Source organism: Pinisolibacter sp. DMC19 (genome assembly GCF_056313985.1).
Map to the genome: position 1 here is coordinate 106,613 of NZ_JBQUZF010000001.1, position 14,838 is coordinate 121,450.

13 protein-coding genes are annotated in these 14,838 nt (G+C 68.6%); 11 read left to right on the forward strand and 2 right to left on the reverse strand.

Annotated elements, in window-relative coordinates; all coding sequences use genetic code 11:
- The first annotated feature begins 199 nt into the window (after positions 1 to 199).
- From ACT53U_RS00495 to ACT53U_RS00525, 7 genes are all read left to right on the forward strand, one after another.
- Positions 200 to 1,276 carry a methyl-accepting chemotaxis protein gene (locus ACT53U_RS00495; protein WP_476151851.1) on the forward strand — a complete coding sequence of 359 codons (1,077 nt, stop codon included), beginning with the start codon at positions 200 to 202 and terminating at the stop codon, positions 1,274 to 1,276.
- A gap of 28 nt (positions 1,277 to 1,304) precedes the next feature.
- Positions 1,305 to 1,754, forward strand: coding sequence for a hypothetical protein (locus ACT53U_RS00500; RefSeq protein ID WP_476151853.1), 450 nt, complete (start codon positions 1,305 to 1,307; stop codon positions 1,752 to 1,754).
- Between the two features lie 349 nt (positions 1,755 to 2,103).
- Entirely contained in the window at positions 2,104 to 3,072 is a 969-nt protein-coding gene (gene lipA, locus ACT53U_RS00505) for a lipoyl synthase (RefSeq protein ID WP_476151855.1), read from the forward strand.
- Positions 3,072 to 3,527: a type II toxin-antitoxin system RatA family toxin gene (locus tag ACT53U_RS00510; protein WP_476151856.1), complete on the forward strand. Its 456-nt coding sequence runs from the start codon at positions 3,072 to 3,074 to the stop codon at positions 3,525 to 3,527. Before lipA ends, ACT53U_RS00510 begins: the two co-directional genes overlap by 1 nt.
- A 112-nt stretch (positions 3,528 to 3,639) precedes the next feature.
- On the forward strand, positions 3,640 to 4,719 hold the full coding sequence (locus ACT53U_RS00515; RefSeq protein WP_476151858.1) for an OpgC family protein: 1,080 nt from the start codon (positions 3,640 to 3,642) through the stop codon (positions 4,717 to 4,719).
- Positions 4,716 to 5,507 carry an SGNH/GDSL hydrolase family protein gene (locus ACT53U_RS00520; RefSeq protein WP_476151859.1) on the forward strand — a complete coding sequence of 264 codons (792 nt, stop codon included), beginning with the start codon at positions 4,716 to 4,718 and terminating at the stop codon, positions 5,505 to 5,507. Before ACT53U_RS00515 ends, ACT53U_RS00520 begins: the two co-directional genes overlap by 4 nt.
- A gap of 50 nt (positions 5,508 to 5,557) precedes the next feature.
- Entirely contained in the window at positions 5,558 to 6,367 is an 810-nt protein-coding gene (locus ACT53U_RS00525; protein ID WP_476151861.1) for an SGNH/GDSL hydrolase family protein, read from the forward strand.
- A gap of 16 nt (positions 6,368 to 6,383) precedes the next feature.
- On the opposite strand, the gene ACT53U_RS00530 is transcribed toward ACT53U_RS00525, so the two are convergent.
- On the reverse strand, positions 6,384 to 8,459 hold the full coding sequence (locus ACT53U_RS00530; protein ID WP_476151863.1) for a putative bifunctional diguanylate cyclase/phosphodiesterase: 2,076 nt from the start codon (positions 8,457 to 8,459) through the stop codon (positions 6,384 to 6,386).
- 535 nt (positions 8,460 to 8,994) lie between these two features.
- Here ACT53U_RS00530 and ACT53U_RS00535 point away from each other — a divergent pair.
- Entirely contained in the window at positions 8,995 to 10,731 is a 1,737-nt protein-coding gene (locus ACT53U_RS00535) for a TIGR03768 family metallophosphoesterase (protein WP_476151865.1), read from the forward strand.
- Between the two features lie 85 nt (positions 10,732 to 10,816).
- Here ACT53U_RS00535 and ACT53U_RS00540 read toward each other — a convergent pair whose 3' ends face one another.
- Positions 10,817 to 11,560, reverse strand: coding sequence for a hypothetical protein (locus tag ACT53U_RS00540; protein WP_476151867.1), 744 nt, complete (start codon positions 11,558 to 11,560; stop codon positions 10,817 to 10,819).
- Between the two features lie 369 nt (positions 11,561 to 11,929).
- Between ACT53U_RS00540 and rpsB the strand changes: the two genes are divergently transcribed.
- From rpsB to pyrH, 3 genes are all read left to right on the forward strand, one after another.
- Complete coding sequence (gene rpsB / locus ACT53U_RS00545; protein WP_476151869.1) at positions 11,930 to 12,700, forward strand: 30S ribosomal protein S2; 771 nt, start codon at positions 11,930 to 11,932, stop codon at positions 12,698 to 12,700.
- Positions 12,701 to 12,887: 187 nt separating this feature from the next.
- Entirely contained in the window at positions 12,888 to 13,817 is a 930-nt protein-coding gene (tsf, locus tag ACT53U_RS00550) for a translation elongation factor Ts (RefSeq protein ID WP_476151871.1), read from the forward strand.
- 165 nt (positions 13,818 to 13,982) lie between these two features.
- On the forward strand, positions 13,983 to 14,711 hold the full coding sequence (pyrH, locus tag ACT53U_RS00555; protein ID WP_476151872.1) for a UMP kinase: 729 nt from the start codon (positions 13,983 to 13,985) through the stop codon (positions 14,709 to 14,711).
- Positions 14,712 to 14,838 lie beyond the last annotated feature (127 nt).

Sequence of the window (14,838 nt, forward strand, 5' to 3'; positions counted from 1 at the left end):
ATTCCGAGAAGGCGGCGGGCCGAAAGCCCGCCGCCTTCCTGCGTTTCGGGCCACCCGTCGCATTCGCACGTACAAAAATGATGAAATATCGTGCAGGTCGCATTTTCGGGCTTCCGACTCGGTCTGTGTTAGGCAATCGTTCAGTATTGCTGCACTTGTCTTTCCGTAGCGTCATGTCGAGAAACGGGGAGCGGGAACCATGGTTGCGGGTGTCCAGGCGGACGAGGGAAGCGGGCAGTCTCTGGACGGAATTCTCCAGTGCTCCGGCGCAGCACGCGACCTCGCCGAACAGAAGGTCGCCGAGATCCGCGCCATCACCCGCCGCATGAAGATCCTCGCGCTCAACGCCCTGATCGAGGCGGCGCGGGCCGGTGACGCCGGACGTGGCTTCGCCGTCGTCAGCCAGGAGGTGCGGGGGATCTCCGACGAGGTCGACGCGCTCGCCCGCGGGCTCGACACCGAACTCGGCGGCGAGATCGAGACCGTGGCGCGGCTCGCCCGCTCGATGGCCGAGACCGCCCACGGCGACCGCATGGTCGATCTGGCGCTGAACGCCGTCGAACTGATCGACCGCAATCTCTATGAGCGCTCCTGCGACGTCCGCTGGTGGGCGACCGACAGCGCCGTGGTCGAGGCCGCGGCGACGACCGATCCGGGCCTCCATGCCTTCGCTGCCGATCGCCTCGGCGTCATCCTGCGCGCCTACACGGTCTATCTCGACCTCTGGCTGATCGACCCGTCCGGCCGGGTGATCGCCAATGGGCGGGCCGACCGTTTCGCCGTCGCCGGACAGTCGGTCGCCGATCGGCCGTGGTTCCGTACCTCCATGGGGCTCGCCACCGGCGACGACTTCCATGCCGAGGACGTGACGCGCGAGCCGCTGCTCGGCGACGCCGGCGTCGCGACCTTCGCCACGGCGGTGCGCGCAGGCGGCGCCACCCGCGGCCGGCCGCTCGGCGTGCTCGCCGTCCATTTCGACTGGGAGCCGCAGGCCTGCGCCATCGTCGAGGGTATTCGGCTGGGCGATCGCGCCGGCATCGCCCGCGTGCTGCTGGTCGATCGTCGCCGCCGCGTCATCGCTGCCTCCGACGGTCGTGGCATGCTCTCCGAGACGCTGACCTTCGATCCGCGCGGCCGCACCTCCGGCTACGAGCGGCGCCCCGACGGCAGCTTCCTGGCCTTCCACGCCACGCCCGGATATGAGACCTATGCGGGACTGGGCTGGCACGGCGTCATCGTCGAGCCGGCGGATCGCGCGACCGCCCGTCGATCCTGACCGGTCGCGGGCGACGGGGAGGGGACGCATGGACGACGTCGCGACGCCGACGGCGGGCGGAAAGCGCCGCCGCGGGCGGATGATCCTGATCGGCATCGGCATTCTGGCGCTGCTCGGCCTCTTTGGCCCGATGGCGCTGCGCGCCTGGATCGCCCGCGACCTCTGCCCGACCGTCGTCACCCGTTCCGGCACATCCGCCGGCGCCCGCTGGGAGGTCGCCCGTTCCGACTGCGGCGACGGCCGTATCGTCCATCAGCTGCGCATCGTGCCCAACAAGGGCTGGTCGACGCTGGTCTACGAGACCTCGGGCGGCTCGCTCCCGGTGTCGTGGAGCCAGGAGGGCTTCCTCGGCAAGCTCGAACTCGACCATCCGCTGGAAGGCGAGGCGAGCCTCGTCCTCGACGTGCCGCTCGACATCAAGGGCCGGCCGAAGGAGATCATCCGCGTCAAGGCCGGCCGGCGTCTTCCGCCGGCGTGAGAGCGAGCTCCGACGTCTTCCGCCGGCGTGAGGAGACGCACGGCGCTTGCCGCATCGTCCCTTCTCCCCTCCGCGGGAGAAGGTGGCCCGCAGGGCCGGATGAGGGGGCGCGCGCCAGTGCATGCGGGACGGTCGACCGGGATGTGCCTTCGGCACCACCCCTCATCCGCCCTTCGGGCACCTTCTCCCGCAAGGGGAGAAGGAAGATCCCGGCGACGTCCTCGAGAATCGGCCACCTCCGCCCCTTCCGGGCAGCGGCTTTGCGCTCGCGCGTGCTTGCCCGCGCGTGGGAGGGCCTATATCAGAGGCGAACGTCGGCACGTCGCCCGACGGAAGGAGAGATCCGCCGATGGTCAACGTGGTCGACACCCTCGCCGGCAAGCGCCCGCAGGGCGACAAGGTCCGCCATCCCGAGAAGGCTCATCGCCCCGATCAACCGGTGGCGCGCAAGCCCGCCTGGATCCGCGTCAAGGCGCCGGGCTCGCCGGTCTACAACGAGACGCAGAAGATCGTCCGCGACAACAAGCTGGTCACGGTCTGCGAAGAGGCGGGCTGCCCCAACATCGGCGAATGCTGGTCGAAGAAGCACTCGACCTTCATGATCATGGGCGACACCTGCACCCGCGCCTGCGCCTTCTGCAACGTCGCGACCGGCAAACCGCAGCCGCTCGACCCGGAAGAGCCGGAGAACGTGGCGATCGCCGTCGAGAAGCTCGGCCTGACCCACGTGGTCGTCACCTCCGTCGACCGCGACGACCTCGACGACGGCGGCGCCGCCCACATCGCCGCGACCATCCGCGCGATCCGCGCCAAGTCGCCGGCGACCACGATCGAGGTGCTGACCCCGGACTTCCTCAAGAAGGACGGTGCGCTCGAGATCGTCGTGGCGGCGAAGCCCGACGTCTTCAACCACAATCTCGAGACGGTGCCGGGCAACTACCTGACGGTCCGCCCCGGCGCCCGCTATTTCCATTCGATCCGCCTGCTGCAGCGGGTGAAGGAGCTCGATCCGGAGATCTTCACCAAGTCCGGCATCATGGTGGGCCTCGGCGAGGAGCGCAACGAAGTGCTCCAGCTGATGGATGACCTGCGCTCTGCCGACGTCGACTTCATCACCATTGGCCAGTACCTCCAGCCGACCAAGAAGCACCACGAGGTGACGCACTTCGTCACCCCCGAGGAGTTCAAGTCCTACGAGACGGTCGCCTATACCAAGGGCTTCCTGATGGTCTCGGCGAGCCCGCTGACCCGCTCGTCGCACCACGCCGGCGACGACTTCGCGCGGCTGCGCGCGGCGCGTGCCGCCAAGAGCGCCTGATGCCGGCCTTCTCCACGACGCGCCGGGTCCGCCATTCGGCGGAGAACATGTTCGACCTCGTCGCCGACGTGGAGAAATACCCCCGCTTCGTCCCCCTCTGCGCCGCGCTGCGCGTCAGGGCGCGCGAGGACGGGGGCGAGGGCAGGGCGGTGCTGATCGCCGACATGACGGTGTCGTTCAAGCTGGTGCGCGAGACCTTCACCTCGCGCGTCGAACTCGACCGCGAGAAGCGCGAGATCCGCGTGACCTATCTCGACGGGCCCTTCAGCCGGCTGGAGAACGTCTGGACCTTCCGCGAGACCGGCGAGAAGACCTGCGACGTCGGCTTTTCGATCGCCTACGAGTTCCGGAGCCGCACACTCGGCGTCCTGATGGGCGCGATGTTCGACCGCGCCTTCCGCACCTTCGCCGAAGCCTTCGAGAAGCGGGCGGACGCGGTCTACGGGCGGGGCTGAGGCGCCCGGCGCCTTGACAGCCGACCGCCGCCGCCGCCAGCATGGCAGAAACGAAATCGTCGTCCTCGGCCCCCGCGCGGGCCGGACGTTGCCGGACCCGGGAGAGACGGCGATGCCCCGCTCGCCCAATGCCGTCGACTTCTGGCGCGGTTTCGCCCTGGTCGAGATCTTCGTCAACCACATCCCCGGCAACCTGTGGGAGCAGTTCACCCACAAGGTGGTGTCGCAGTCGGATTCGGCCGAACTCTTCGTCTTCCTCGCCGGCTGGTCGCTGATCCATGCGGTCGGCCGCCCCGAGGATCCGCGCCCGGCGGCCCCGCTGGTGATGCGGCTCTTCCTTCGGGCCGGCAAGCTCTACGCCGCCCACATGGTGATCGTCATGGCGGCCATCGCCATGCTCGCCGCCGCCTCGAAGCTGCTCGACAACCCGCTGCTGCTCGACTGGTTCAACGCCTCGGCGGTCTTCACCGCCCCGGTCGAGGCCCACATCGGCCTCGTCCTGCTGACCCACCAGCTCGGCTATTTCGACATCCTACCGCTCTACGTCGTGCTGCTCTTCGCCTCGCCCTTCATCGCGCTGCTGCATCGACGCTGGCCGTCGGCGCTGCTGCCGCTCTCGCTGGCGCTGTGGCTGGTCTGCCTCGTCGGCGAGTTCACCTTCGACACCTGGCCGACCCAGGGCGAATGGTTCTTCGATCCGCTGTGCTGGCAGCTCGCCTTCGTGCTCGGCTTCGTGCTGGCCCAGCCGACGGGGCTCGGCGCTCGGGTGCGTCGTCACATCGGCAAGATCCGGCTCGTCGCCCTGCCGGTGATCGCCTTCGCCGCCTGGGCGCGCTGGGCGGGCTGGGAACTCGACCCGACGACGGCGCCGGAGCCGCATCTCCTCTTCGTCAACGACAAGAGCTTCCTGACGCCGACGCGGATCGGCCAGTTCCTGCTCCTCGCCGCGCTCGCCTCGGCGTTGTGGCCGCCGATCGAGCGCAGCCTGCCGGCGTTGGGGCGTGCCTTGTCGCTCCTCGGGCGCAATTCGCTGCTGGTCTTCTGCATCGGCTCGCTGGTGAGCCTCGCCGCCCAGATCCTGCGATTCGTGTTTCGAAGCGGCATCGTCGGCGATACGATCATCGTCGCCGGTGGACTGGCGGTCCTGTTCACGGCTGCGGCCGTTGCCGACTGGTGGGAACGACAGCGATGACACGACGCCTCCGCGCGATCGCGGCACTCCTCGCCGCCCTGACGACGATCGTCGCGCTGCCGGCGGCGGCCGAGCCGCAGTTGGCGCCGATGCCGAGCGAATGCGCCGCGACCGGCACCGACGGCGCCCCGGCGGTCGCTTTTCCCCATCTCGTCCGCGCCATGACGCAGCATCAGGAGATCGTCGTGCTGGCGATCGGCAGTTCGGTCCTCGGCGGCGCGCGCCCCGGCGGCGACTATTACGGACTGGTCGAGCGCTTCCTCGAGACGACCTTCAAGGGCCTCCAGGTGCAGATCGTCCAGCGTGGCGTCTCCGGCGAACTCGCCCGCGACGGCGCCGAACGCATCCGCCTCGAGGTCGCCCGCAATGCGCCCGACGTCGTCTTCTGGCAGGTGGGCACCGCCGACGCCATGGCGGGCATGGACCCGGCCGAGACCCGGGAGATCATCCGCTCCACCATCCGCTGGCTCGCCGAACACGAGGTCGACACCGTGCTGATCGGCCTGCACTACACGGCGAGCCTGCGCGACGACCCGCAGTATCAGGCGATGCGCGAGGCGATCAACGAGGTGGCGCGGCAGGAGGGCGTGCTGCGCATCCGCCGCTACGAGGTCGGCGAGACGCTCGCCCGGCTGAAGAAGCTGCCGAGCGACGCCGCGCTCTTCGACGACCGGTCGGGCATCGGCGACGCCTGCATGGCCGAACATCTGGCCCGCGCGCTCGCCACCGGCCTCTTCGCCCGTCGTGTCCCCAAGGACCTCGACAAACCGCCGGCGAGCCCCAAGTGACGCTCGGAAGCCCCTGTCGCGGCCCACGCCGACCCGACGATGGAGACGAAATGGACGCCCCTGCGACGCCGCCGATCCGCCGTGCCCCGCGCGCCGCTCTCGCTGCCCTGATCGTCACCTGCGGACTTCTCGCCCCGCTCCGCTCCGCCGGTGCCGGCGAAGCGCCGTCGCTGCCCGGACCCGTCTGCGACGCGCCGGCCGACCTGCTGCGGCTCGCCCGGCCGCTGCCGCGCTTCGCCGCCCGGCTCGCCGACGGCTCGCCGATCCGCGTCGTCGCCCTCGGCTCGTCGTCGACCTTCGGTCTCGGCGCCACCTCGCCGGCGGCGACCTATCCGGCCCGCCTCGAGGCCGAGCTGCGTTCCGCACTGCCGGGGCGAAACGTCACGGTGATCAACCGCGGCATCAACGGCAACGTCACGCGCGACGAGTTGCTGCGCTTCGACCACGACGTTCTCGCCGAGCGACCGGATCTCGTCGTCTGGCAGGTCGGGACCAACACGCTGCTCAAGGGGCAGGACATGTGGTCGGTGTTCCTCGACGTCCGCGCCGGCGTCCGCCGCCTCGCCGCGATCGGCACCGACGTCCTGCTGATGAACCTGCAATATTCGCCGACCGTTCTCGCCCGTCCGAACCACCCCGACATGCTCGATCTGGTGGCTGTCGCCGGCCACGAGACGCACGTCGGCGTCTTCGACCGCTTCGCGATCATGAAGAGCTGGAGCGAGCGGCGGCACTACGACTTCGCCACCTTCATCACCCCGGACGGGCTGCACATGAACGACTGGGGCTACGGCTGTCTGGCCAAGCTCCTCGCCGCGACCCTCGTCCGGGCGCCCGAACGGCAGGCCGTCGGCCGCTGAGCGCGGGGAGGGCGGCTCAGGCCGACGTGGTCTCGGCCTGCACGGTGTTCTGCGCTCGCAGCATCGCCTCGAAGGCGTCGGCCGGCAGCGCGGGGGCGTAGAGGAAGCCCTGGACGTAGTCGCAGCCGATGTCGCGCAGGATGTCGCGCTGGCGTTCGGTCTCGACGCCCTCGGCGACGACCTCGAGGCCGAGCCGGTGCGCCATGACGATGATCGCCTCGCAGATGTCGAGACCGACCCCCTCGAGGTCGGCGACGAAGGAGCGGTCGATCTTCAGGGTGTCGATGTCGAAGCGTCGGAGATAGGCGAGCGACGAGTAGCCCGTGCCGAAGTCGTCGATGGCGATCTGGATCCCGGCGTCGCGGAAGGCCAGCAGGTTGGCCTTGGCGATCGGGTCGGCGTGGAGCAGCAGGCCCTCGGTGATCTCGATGGCGACGGCGCGGCCGTCGAGCCCCTTCGCCGGCAATTCGTCGATCCAGCCGATCTCCGCGAAGTGGCTGCTGCGGAACTGGGCCGGCGACTGGTTGACCGTGATCTGGAAACGGGGGTCGAACTCGCTGCGGCAGCGGGCGACCTCGTCGATCGCCCGACGCGCCACCCAGTCGCCCAGCGGCACGATCAGGCCGGTCTCCTCCGCCAGCGGAATGAAGGCCCCGGGGCTGACCATGCCGCGGGTCGGATGCTGCCAGCGGATCAGCGACTCGGCCTTGGTGATACGGCCGGTGGCGAGTTCGATGATCGGCTGGAAATGGACCACGAACTGCTCTTCCGCAACGGCGCGGCGGAGGTCGTTGGCCAGCCGCATCCGGTCGACCGCCGCCTGTTCGAGCGCCGGCGTGAAGTAGTGCAGGCAGTTGCGCCCCGACGCCTTGGCGACATAGAGGGCCTGATCGGCGTTCTTGAACAGATCCTCCAACGAGCGCGTGTCGTCGGGATAGATCGAGATGCCGATGCTGGCCGACATGAAGACCAGCTCGTAACCGATCGTCGCGGGCGCCTCGAAGCGCTGCAGCACCTCCTGCGCCATCGCCCCGGCCGCGCCGCCGTCGGCGATGTCGGTGAGGACGAGCGCGAACTCGTCGCCGCCGATCCGGGCGATCGTGTGCTCGGGGGGGACATGCTCGCGCAGGCGGTTCGCGACTTCGGCGAGCAGCAGATCGCCCGTAGAATGGCCGAGCGTGTCGTTGACTTCCTTGAAGCGGTCGAGATCGATCAGCAGCAGCGCCATCTTCGAGCCGTTCGCGTCGGCCTGCTCCGCGCCCTGTTGGAGGCGTGCGTGGAACATGTGCCGGTTGGGCAGCCCGGTGATGGAATCGTAGTTGGCCTGCCGGCGGATCATGTCCTCGGCCGACTTGCGCTCGGTGATGTCGCTGGCCACGGAGACGTAGTTGAGGACGTTGCCGGCGGCATCCTTCACGACCGTGATGGTCGTCTCCTCGATGTAGGACTCACCGGACTTGCGCCGGTCCCACATCTCGCCGGTCCACAGGCCGTCCTTCGACAGCGTTTCCCAGATCTCCTCGTAGAAGCGTTCGTCGTGGCGGTCCGACCTGAACATCTGCACCGAGCGCCCTTCGACGTCGGCGAAGGAATAGCCGGTGAGGCGCGTGAAGGCGGGGTTGGTGGCGATGATCCGGCGGTCGGCATCGGCGACCAGGATCGCTTCGGACGTCGTCTCGTAGACCGTGGCGGCGATGCGCTGCTGCTCCTGCGCCTTCTTCTGCTCGGTGATGTCGAGAACGTAGACCAGTCGGTACGGTCGCCCGGTCTCCGAGGGAAACGGCGCCGAATCCGACCAGACCGTGAGATGGGCGCCGTCTCGGCGCATGACGTCCCACTCGCCGCCGAGATGCCCGCCGTGGTCGAGGAACCCCCTGTGACGCGCCAGCACCGCGTCGTGGGTCTGCGCCGGGAACACCATCAGGAAGTTGTTCCCGGTCATCTCGTCGACGGTGTAACCGTAGACGGCAGCATAGGCGGGGTTCACCGATACGTAGACGCCGTCGTAGTCGATGACGGCGATCCCTACCGGCGCGCGACTCAGGATCGCCCGCATGAGGTCTTCCGGATCGCGTTCTTCGATCTGCTTCATGCCGGTACCTCGCCGAGTGACCGATTCTGCCGATCTTGAGTGATTTGGGAATGATTCGCAGCTGCTTTTTCTCGAGGTCGTCTTCGAATGGTAAAAAAGAAGACGGTTCTTCGACTGTGGCCGTCGTATCCCCCGAGGCGAAGCGACCGGTGCCGGAAGGGCGAGACGGGGTGTCGGCGGCGCGACCGAGATCGGCGTGCGACACGCCGATGATTACGCAGAAATACTTCCGTGTCTTCTGGCGGTGCGACGGCAACCGTTCGTAAAGCGCGCCGGCAATACGATCCTCGCCGTCGATCATGAAGCACTTCGCTCCCTCCCGACCGTCACAGAGCGCTGGCGCCCTCACCGCGATCACACCGATCTCGGCCTCGTCGGACGGCCCTCCTCGGATCGCAGTGCCCATCGCCGGATCGGATCGAGCCCTCTCCGCACCTCTCGTGCGGGGTGACGACCGCCCTCGGCCCAACGAACGAGCAGGAGACTCGCCGTGAACACATTGACCAGACGTGGATTCGGAGCGGGCGTATGGGCCGTGACGGTCGCCGCCACCGGCATCGGCCGCCTCGGCGCGGCCTTCGCCGCGACGGTCGGGCGCAACGCGGCCGGCGAGTATCCGATCGGCCCGAAGGTCGTCACGACAACCGAGCGGACGATCGTTCCGGGGGCGCTGCCCACGGCCAAGGCCGAGGTCTACGAACTGGCGAAATACGACGCGCTCGGCATCGGTAACTGGACCTGGGGCAAGGGCGCAGCGCCGGTGACCCGGCTCGATCTGATGCCGACCGGCTGGGATGCCGCGGCGGCCGACGGGAAGCGCCGTCTGCTCAAGTTCTTCACCATCTCCGACATCCACATCACCGACAAGGAGGCCCCCAATCAGGGCATCTATCTCCAGCGGCTGCATCCGGAACTGGCGGTGACGGCGTCGCTGTGTTCGGGCGTGATGCTCTACACGACGCATGTGCTCGACGCCGCGGTGCAGACGATCAACCGGCTCCATGCGAAGGCGCCCTTCGACTTCGGCCTGTCGCTCGGCGACGTCGCCAACTCCACGCAGTACAACGAGCTGCGCTGGTACATCGACGTGCTCGACGGCAAGGAGATCCGGCCGAGTTCGGGCGCCCATCTCGGCGCCGACAGCATCGAGTTCCAGAAGCCGTTCAAGGCGGTGGGGCTCGACAAGTCGATCCCCTGGTATCAGGTGCTCGGCAACCACGACCACTTCTGGCTCGGGTCGGTCTCGGTCGATCACGGCCCGCGGCCCGACCTCCGGGCCTCCTACGTCTCCGACGAGGTCTTCGCCGCCGGCGACGTGCTCGCCGACCCGTCGCGGATCGTCGACCACACCTACTACATGGGCGTGTTCGACGGATCGAAGCCCTACGGCGATCTCGCCTTCGCCGGCCCGGTCGGGGCGTTCGCGACGCCGCCGAAGGTCGCCGCCGATCCGGACCGGCGGTCGCTGACCACCGCGGAGTGGATGAAGGAGTTCTTCGAGACGACGTCGAACCCGGTCGGACACGGGTTCGATCGGGCCGCCGCCGAGAAGGGCTTCGCCTGCTACAGCTTCGTACCGAAGGCGGACGTACCGATCCGGGTGATCTCGCTCGACGACACCCAGAAGGACGACGACAAGTCGCTCGACATCCATGGTCACGGCTTCCTCGACGAGGCGCGCTGGACCTGGCTGAAGAAGGAACTGGCGGCGGGCGATGCGGCCGGTCAGCTGATGATCATCGCCGCCCACATCCCGATCGGCGTCGAGCCGAGCGAGCCGCGCTCGGAGATGAGCTGGTGGCTCGATCCGCAGAACGCCGTGACGCTGCCCGACCTGCTCGCCGAGCTGCATTCCCACCCCAATCTCCTGATGTGGCTCGCCGGCCACCGTCACCTCAACACGGTGAAGGCCTTCGTCTCGCCCGATCCGGTCGGCGCGCCGGAGAAGGGCTTCTGGCACGTCGAGACCTGCTCGCTGCGCGACTTCCCGCAGCAGATGCGCACCTTCGAGATCTTCCTCAACCGCGACCACACGATCACCATCGAGACGGTCAACGTCGACCCGTCGGTCGAGGAGGGAACGCCGGCGGCGATCTCGCGCCGTTACGCGGTGGCGGCACAGCAGCTGGTGAAGGCGGACATCCGTACCTTCAACCCGACGAAGGATCCGACCATCGCGCCGATGCCGTCGGGGTCCTACAACGCGCGGCTGATCAAGAAGCTCGATCCGGCGATGACGGCGCGGCTGAAGGCGCTCCATCCGACGCCGTGAGCGGCACGACGACCACGACCATCCCCCATGCGCCCCGCCGGTTCGCCTCGAGCCGGCGGGGTCGTCGTGTCAGAGGGCGCTCGTGTCAGAAACTGGCCTTCACGCCGACGATCGGACCGTGCTGGACGATGTCGTAGACGTAGCCGCCATGGGTATGGTCGATGCCGAGACCGCGATAGCCGGCGAGCAGCGTGTAGCGATCGTCGTACTTCCAGCCGACGCCGCCGAAGGCGTCCCACGACAATTTCGAGCCGGTGTCGGAGCCGCCGGCGAGGGCCCAGGAAGTCAGGTACCAGCGGTCGGAGAGGCGGAAGCCGGCGTGGGCGCCGAGCATCGGATCGACCCAGACCTCGTCGGTGTCGCCGGAGCGGGTGATGCCGAAGCCGGGCAGGCTCAGCTGCGCGTCGGTCTTCACCCGGTAGAGGCGGGCGCCCGCCATCAGGTCGAGGTTCCAGACCCGATCGTCGACGACCCTCCAGCCGAGGCCGCCGGAAACGACGAGGGTCGAGCTCGACAGGGTCAGAGAGGACGAGGCGGGGGTCGCGAAGCGCTCGTCGACCGAAAGTTTCGAATACATCACGTCGCCCCACAGGATCAGCCGATCCCTGCGGGCATAGACGATGCCCATCAGCGCGCCGTCGAGCTTCGACAGGATGTCGCCGAAGCCCATGTCGACCCGGGCTGCGGGCAGCGGCGGCAGGGTGGCGGTGTCGCCGTGGAAGCCCGAGAACCAGCCGTAGCTGGTGACCTCGATCTGCCAGCCGGCAGGCTCGGCTCCCGCCGGCCGTGCCGGGCCGGCCTCCGCGGCGGCGATCGTGACGGTGAGCATCGCCGCGGCGATCCCGGGGATCCTGGCATTCGTTCCGAATTTCGACATCGTGGCCGCCTGTCCGATCGTCTCACCGATTCTCGCATCCTCCATTCCAGACGTCCGGAGGACGGAAGCAAGCGGGCCGATCGTCGCCCCGGCCTCAGAGGTCGGCGACGCGGTCGGACAGGGGGGGGGAGCATCCACATCCCCCTCCCACCTTGACATCTCCCGCCATCGCGCCTATGTCCCGCGCCATTCCACACGCGTGGGGTCGGGCGCTCGGTACCGAGAAGGATGTCTCGGGGCCGTCAAGCGTCCTACCGGTGTTTCTCGCACGAGAAACATTCTGCCCCCGCGGAGGTTCAACCGGTAAAGGAGAAGAGAGCCATGGCTCTGCCCGATTTCACCATGCGTCAGCTGCTCGAGGCCGGCGTCCACTTCGGTCACCAGAAGCACCGCTGGAACCCGAAGATGGCCCAGTTCATCTTCGGCACCCGCAACAACATCCACATCATCGACCTCGCGCAGACCGTTCCGCTGCTGCATCAGGCGCTCAAGGCGGTGTCCGACACCGTCGCTCGTGGCGGCCGCGTGCTCATCGTCGGCACCAAGCGCCAGGCCCAGGAGCCGGTCGCCGATGCGGCCCGTCGCTCCGCCCAGTACTTCGTCAACGCCCGCTGGCTCGGCGGCATGCTGACCAACTGGAAGACCATCTCCAACTCGATCACCCGTCTGCGCAAGATCGAGACGATGCTCGGTGGCGAGGCCCAGGGCCTCACCAAGAAGGAGCGTCTGAACATGGACCGCGACCGCGTGAAGCTCGACCGTTCGCTCGGCGGCATCAAGGACATGGGCGGCCTGCCGGATCTGGTCTTCGTGATCGACACCAACCGTGAGGCCCTCGCCATCCAGGAAGCCCGTCGTCTGGGCATCCCGGTCGCCGCGATCCTCGATTCGAACTGCGATCCGGACGGCATCACCTATCCGATCCCGGGCAACGACGACGCCGGCCGCGCCATCGCCCTCTACACCGACCTGATCGCCCGCGCCGCCATCGACGGCCTGTCGCGCGCTCAGGGCGACATGGGTGTGGACATCGGCGCCTCCGACGCTCCGGTCGAGGAAGCCATCCTGTCGGGCGAAGAAGCCGCGCAGTGATCCCTTCGGACGGCCCGGGGCTTCTCCGGGCCGTTCGTCACCCGCTCGTCGTCGAATCGCGTTTCGATGACGTCAGAGGCGGATGGTTCGAGCAGGCCGTGCCGATGGCGCGGTACCCCGTGTTCCCGTCCGTCGCCGAGGCCTCCGCCTCGGCCGTTTTTCATCACAGCACCCCCCAGAGGCCAACATGAGCATCTCTGCTTCCCAGGTGAAGGAACTCCGCGACAAGACCGGCGCGGGCATGATGGACTGCAAGGCCGCTCTCGCCGAGAACGCCGGCGACATGGAGGCCGCGGTCGACTGGCTGCGCAAGAAGGGCCTGTCGAAGGCCGCCAAGAAGTCCGGCCGCACCGCCGCCGAGGGTCTCGTGGGCGTCGCCACCGACGGCCTGCGCGGCGCCGTCGTCGAGGTCAACTCCGAGACTGACTTCGTCGCCCGCAACGAAGGCTTCCAGGCCGTCGTCAAGGGCATCGCCCAGCTGGCGCTCGGCGCCGAGGGCGACGTCGCCAAGCTCGCCGCCACCGCCCTGCCGTCGACCGGCAAGTCGGTGACCGACAGCCTGACCGACGCGGTGGCCACCATCGGCGAGAACATGCAGCTGCGCCGCACGGCCGCGCTGTCCGTCGCCGACGGCGTGGTCGCGTCCTACGTCCACAACCAGGTCGCCGACGGCATGGGCAAGATCGGCGTGCTCGTCGCGCTCGAGTCCGCCGCCGACAAGGCCAAGCTCGCCGCCCTCGGCAAGCAGATCGCCATGCACGTCGCCGCCCACGATCCGACCCCGGCCGCCGTGCGCACCGAGGAGATCGACCCGGCGATCGTCGAGAAGGAACGTCAGATCTTCTCCGCTCAGGCGCTCGAGTCCGGCAAGCCGGCCGCCGTCGTCGAGAAGATGGTCGAGGGCCGCATCCGCAAGTTCTACGAGGAGGTCACCCTCCTGAAGCAGAACTTCGTGATGAACCCCGAGCTGACCGTCGAGGGCCTCGTCGCCCAGGCCTCCAAGGATCTCGGCACCCCCGTCACCATCAAGGCCTTCGTGCGCATGGTGATCGGCGAGGGCATCGAGAAGGAGACCTCGGACTTCGCCGCCGAAGTGGCCGCCGCCGCGGGCGTCTGATCCGAGCATCGAACGATTGAAGAAAGGCCGTCCGCGAGACCCGCGGGCGGCCTTTTCTCTTATTGAGGCCCGGTTGATGACGAAACGCCGTGCTTCGTGTATTGCCAGCCCGCACGCGCGAGGCGCATCGCGACTCGCCCCGCCGCCCGACCGAAGGAGCCACGAATGACCGAGACCCTCGCCTGGAAACGCGTCCTTCTGAAGCTCTCGGGCGAGGCGCTGGCCGGTGGCGCGCCGCTCGGCATCGACACCGACGTGGTCGGCCGCATCGCCGACGCCATCGTCGCCGCCCGGGCGCTCGGCGCCGAGATCGGCATCGTCATCGGCGGCGGCAACCTCTTCCGCGGCGCCTGGCTGCAGAAGCAGGGCACCGACCGCGTCACCGGCGACCACATGGGCATGATGGCGACGGTGATGAATGCGCTCACCATGCGCGAGGCGCTGAGCGCCCGCGGGCTCAAGGCCAAGGTCTTCTCCGGCCTGTCGATGCCGGCCGTCGCCGACGACTTCACCCAGCGCCACGCGCTCGAGGCGTTGGCGACCGACGGCGTCGCGCTCTTCGCCGGCGGCCTCGGCACGCCGTTCCTCACGACCGACACCACGGCGGCGATGCGCGCCTCGGAGATGCGCTGCGACGCCATCTTCAAGGCGACCAACGTCGACGGCGTCTATACCGCCGACCCCAAGAAGGACCCGACGGCGACCCGCTTCGATCGTCTGACCTTCGACGAGGCGATCGGCCGCGATCTCAAGGTGCTCGATACGGCGGCTTTCGCACTTGCCCGCGACAACGCTATTCCGATAATCGTGTTCTCGCTCGAGGAGCCCGCCGCCCTGATCGAGGTGCTGAAGGGCTCCGGCCGCGCCACCCTGGTGGCCGGACGCGAGGCCTGACCGGCCCGCGCCGCGACGCAAGACGCTTTTCATCACGGGCGCCGGGGCCGATCCCCGTGTCGTCCGGGCCCGCTCCGAGCGATCGCCTCGCCGGCCGGGCCGATCCCGAGGAAGCTTTCCGAGGAAG

Coding starts and splice junctions, on each gene's coding strand:
- ACT53U_RS00495 (WP_476151851.1), top strand. CDS start 200: ATGGTTGCGGGTGTCCAGGCGGACGAGGGAAGCGGGCAGTCTCTGGAC.
- ACT53U_RS00500 (WP_476151853.1), top strand. CDS start 1,305: ATGGACGACGTCGCGACGCCGACGGCGGGCGGAAAGCGCCGCCGCGGG.
- lipA (WP_476151855.1), top strand. CDS start 2,104: ATGGTCAACGTGGTCGACACCCTCGCCGGCAAGCGCCCGCAGGGCGAC.
- ACT53U_RS00510 (WP_476151856.1), top strand. CDS start 3,072: ATGCCGGCCTTCTCCACGACGCGCCGGGTCCGCCATTCGGCGGAGAAC.
- ACT53U_RS00515 (WP_476151858.1), top strand. CDS start 3,640: ATGCCCCGCTCGCCCAATGCCGTCGACTTCTGGCGCGGTTTCGCCCTG.
- ACT53U_RS00520 (WP_476151859.1), top strand. CDS start 4,716: ATGACACGACGCCTCCGCGCGATCGCGGCACTCCTCGCCGCCCTGACG.
- ACT53U_RS00525 (WP_476151861.1), top strand. CDS start 5,558: ATGGACGCCCCTGCGACGCCGCCGATCCGCCGTGCCCCGCGCGCCGCT.
- ACT53U_RS00530 (WP_476151863.1), bottom strand. CDS start 8,459: ATGAAGCAGATCGAAGAACGCGATCCGGAAGACCTCATGCGGGCGATC.
- ACT53U_RS00540 (WP_476151867.1), bottom strand. CDS start 11,560: ATGCTCACCGTCACGATCGCCGCCGCGGAGGCCGGCCCGGCACGGCCG.
- rpsB (WP_476151869.1), top strand. CDS start 11,930: ATGGCTCTGCCCGATTTCACCATGCGTCAGCTGCTCGAGGCCGGCGTC.
- tsf (WP_476151871.1), top strand. CDS start 12,888: ATGAGCATCTCTGCTTCCCAGGTGAAGGAACTCCGCGACAAGACCGGC.
- pyrH (WP_476151872.1), top strand. CDS start 13,983: ATGACCGAGACCCTCGCCTGGAAACGCGTCCTTCTGAAGCTCTCGGGC.